Genomic DNA, 1,392 nt, shown 5'->3' with positions numbered 1-1,392 from the left:
ACATTACTAAAAGGAGAATTCACTTGGCTCATATGAATTATATCGCAGACTTACTAAATATTAAAGATAAACATGTTCAACTTCAAGATGACATCATGGAGGAAATGCACAAGGGGGTGCGGTGTAAGGTTCTCTTGGGACAACTCTCTTATTCATTGCCAGCCTGTCCACACTGTGGTGTGGCTAACCATTCAACGCAGGACATGATTAAATATGGTTTTGATCACACGACGATTCACTTAACGCATATCAACTTCCAACCCGTCTTGTTAAAACTCAAGAAACAACGCTATCAGTGTAAACATTGTCGGGTCGTGACGACTGTTCCAACAAGCATTGTTGATAAAGGATGCTTTATTTCGAATGACATTAAACGAACCATTATCATGGAATTAACGGAAGTACAGTCGATGAAACTGATTGCCCAACATCTAAATGTGTCTCGCTATACTGTTCAGTGCCAGTTAATTAAGGCGGGTCAAACCCTATCGCCAAAGACATGGGATCTACCAGAGCACCTTGGAATTGATGAGTTTAAGTCGGTCAAACAGGCGACGAGTGGGATGAGTTGTATTCTTATGGATGCCTATAACCACACATTGTTGGATATTGTCTTAGACCGCACACAAGACGCTTTAAGAGATTATTTTATGCGCTATTCATATGAAGCTCGAATGCAAGTCAAGACCGTCACCATGGATATGTACGGGCCGTATTATCTATTTTTACAACGCATTTTTCCGAATGCCGATATTGTCATCGATCGGTTTCATATCGTTCAATTATTGAATAATACGTTAAACAGATATCGGATTAAAGTCATGAACACGATTCGTTACAACCGGCCGCGTGATTACACCAAATTAAAACAATTATGGAAGTTAATTCAAAAAAACCGGGAGTCCTTGGACTTCGAGGATTACCACATTCACCGGCTGTTTGATGGCCTTGTGACTCAAAAAAGTATGGTCAATTATATGTTGAGTATCGATCCACGATTGGAGCAGGTCTATCATTTAGTCAATGATTTGAAGGCAGATATTGCGATGCATCATTCGGAGGCCTTTATTTATGATTTATATGAAACACGAAAATATGTGGTGCCACGCAAGGTCCGAACGACCTTTCAAACGCTTGAAAAGTATTTACCCGCGATTGAAAATAGTTTGACATACACGTTATCCAATGGGATTATTGAAGGCACCAATAACAAAATCAAGAACATAAAACGCAGCGGGTATGGGTATCGGAACTTTAATCACTTACGTTTTCGTATTTTGATTACTCAGAACTTACTGGTTAGACAGACCAAAAAGAGACGACCGCTCTTCTTTAAAGATGAGAACACAACACAAACTATCGTTGCATAGAGAGACACTTAAACATAGGAAT

The 1,392-nt window shown here is 39.5% G+C and carries 1 protein-coding gene; it reads left to right on the top strand.

Annotated elements, in window-relative coordinates:
• The coding region (locus tag ACEN33_RS12355; RefSeq protein ID WP_407095202.1) for an ISL3 family transposase at positions 1-1,370 on the top strand (1,370 nt) is incomplete at its 5' end.
• Positions 1,371-1,392: the final 22 nt, after the last annotated feature.

This window comes from Ruoffia sp. FAM 24228 (assembly GCF_045528575.1).
In the GTDB taxonomy this organism is placed as follows: Bacteria; Bacillota; Bacilli; order Lactobacillales; family Aerococcaceae; genus Ruoffia; species Ruoffia halotolerans.
The sequence above is the reverse complement of the archived record's forward strand: the minus strand, read 5'-3'. Positions and strand labels throughout refer to the sequence as shown.